Below are 2158 nucleotides of genomic sequence, written 5' to 3'. Positions count from 1 at the left end.
GGTACGTCAGCTAAAACTGGAAGGTAAATTTGTTGCCGGTTACGTAGGTACTCATGGTCTGGCGCACCATCTGGAGACTCTGCTGGATGCAGCGGAAAAGATACGCACCCTGCCCAATGGCGCAATGTTCCACTTTATTCTGTTGGGCGACGGTGCCCGCAAGGCAGCGTTAAAAGAGGAAGCGATGCGACGTGGACTGGATAATGTCACCTTCATTGATTCGGTTCCCAAGGACCAGGTGGCGCGTTATTGGTCGCTACTGGATGTCTCGGTCATTCACCTGAAAAAAACGGATCTGTTTACGACTGTTATTCCTTCCAAGCTGTTTGAATGCATGGGCATGGGCTTGCCAGTGCTGCATGGCGTGGCTGGAGAATCTGCCGATATCGTCCGGGATGAAAGGGTGGGCATTGTTTTTGAGCCAGAAAACGCCGATGAACTGGTAGCACATTTGCGATTTCTGCTGGAGGATCGCTCTGCCTATGAAGCTTTTAAAGTGCAAAGCCTGGAAGCAGCAAAAAAATATGATAGAAAAACGATGGCCCTCAAGATGCTGGATGTGATCACGCAGTTAGCAGAAAACGAAAAACCTGACTGGGCAAGTCAGCATAACAAAATACAATGATAACGCTGACATCATCTGCGTACTGATTCAGCGCAGCCGAACTACTCGGTTGAGGCTGAATCAGCTCCTGATGTTATAAGCCAGCCCTCCTCCCCCCACACTTCCCACCTCCTCCAGAGAAATCATTCTCTGAGTCACAAGAGCAAACCTTAATACAATCCATTTCATAAACAGTTTTAACCATCATGCAAAAATTACCGGCAATGAATTCGCAATGCGACTGAGTGAAAATCAATAGTGATACTCGCCCTATTGTATAAGTCAAAGCAGGGAAAAGGTATGATTTCATAACTATTTTAATCGAAAGAGTTTAGAATCAAACATAACAAGGAATTCCCATCACAATGCGTTTGACCGAGCAACAAATTCAAGCTATCCGCGCACTTGCCGTTCAACTGGCGGGGAACCAGGCTCGTGTATGGCTTTTTGGCTCACGATTGGATGATACAGCGCGTGGTGGTGATTGTGATCTGATGCTTGAGTTGAGTGAACCGGTAGATAACCCTGCTCTGCTGGCGGCTGAATTTTCTGCCAAAGTAAGCCGTTTGATGCATGGCCGTAAGGTCGATGTGCTACTCTCTGCTCCCAATCTGATGCACCTGCCTATTCATGATATCGCGTTCAAGGAAGGAAGACTGTTATGACTCCCAGCGCAAAGATGAAGTTGCGATTGCAGTTCTTATCGGGGTACTCAACTTTGCCACTTGCTATGACGTTATTAGAAGCACCAGGGATCTCTACTCATCACACTTCAAAATTCCGTTTTTATAATCCCTCATCCTACCTTCTCCCAGCGGGAGAAGGTATAGCTGCCGAATTTTGAAGTGTGATGAGTATCACTTTGCCGTCATTAAGGATGCCATATGAGCGATCACAGTAACGCAGACGCACCAGATCTTGTTCGTGTCCAGCATGTGCTGAGCAAGCATCCAGCCATACTGCTCGCGATATTATTCGGCTCATTGGCCAAAGGCGAAGCGCATTTTGACAGCGATCTTGATTTGGCAGTTGATATGGGACGCCCGCTGCAACAACACGAGAAAATGCAGTTGATTGCAGAATTAGCCGAAGCGCTGGGGCGTCCAGTCGATTTAATCGATCTTTTTTCTGCGGGAGAGCCGTTGCTCGGACAAATCATTACCACGGGAAAAAGAGTGCTGGGGGAAGATAGCCGCTACGCCTTCATGTTGAGCAGGCATCTTTTCAATCAGGCAGATTTCATGCCTTATCGCAACAGAATTCTGCGCGAAAGGAGGCAAGCGTGGCTTGGCCTGTGATCGAGCAGAAACTGGAATCTTTGCGGCGGGTTTTGCTTAGAATTGCCGAGAAATGCCCGGAAGATGCCGCAACACTCGCGAAAAATATTGACGCGCAGGATATTCTCACCCTGAACCTGACACGTGCCATCCAGCTCTGCGTGGATATCGGCTCACATCTCATATCGGCAACCAAACTGCTCCCTCCCGACACCATGGGGGAAACCTTTGATGTCTTACAGCCGGCTTAAATAAACAGCGCTGATCTAGCGATGCC

General features: G+C 48.3%; 4 protein-coding genes. All 4 read left to right on the top strand.

The genetic code is table 11. The features are described from left to right. The coding region (locus tag J5I83_RS08985; RefSeq protein ID WP_304055157.1) for a glycosyltransferase family 4 protein at positions 1–625 on the top strand (625 nt) is incomplete at its 5' end. Positions 626–969: 344 nt separating this feature from the next. Then, on the top strand, positions 970–1269 hold the full coding sequence (locus tag J5I83_RS08980) for a nucleotidyltransferase domain-containing protein (protein WP_304055155.1): 300 nt from the start codon (positions 970–972) through the stop codon (positions 1267–1269). Between the two features lie 219 nt (positions 1270–1488). Next, positions 1489–1902, top strand: coding sequence for a nucleotidyltransferase domain-containing protein (locus J5I83_RS08975; RefSeq protein WP_304055153.1), 414 nt, complete (start codon positions 1489–1491; stop codon positions 1900–1902). Next, a complete protein-coding gene (locus J5I83_RS08970) occupies positions 1887–2132 on the top strand; it encodes a HepT-like ribonuclease domain-containing protein (RefSeq protein ID WP_304055151.1) in 246 nt (81 codons plus the stop codon). The genes J5I83_RS08975 and J5I83_RS08970 overlap by 16 nt, the downstream gene beginning before the upstream one ends. Positions 2133–2158: the final 26 nt, after the last annotated feature.

Origin of the sequence: Nitrosomonas communis (assembly GCF_024102715.1) — a bacterium.
In the GTDB taxonomy this organism is placed as follows: Bacteria; Pseudomonadota; Gammaproteobacteria; order Burkholderiales; family Nitrosomonadaceae; genus Nitrosomonas; species Nitrosomonas communis_B.
Note: the sequence above shows the minus strand (reverse complement) of the source record. Positions and strands in the feature narration are given on the sequence as shown.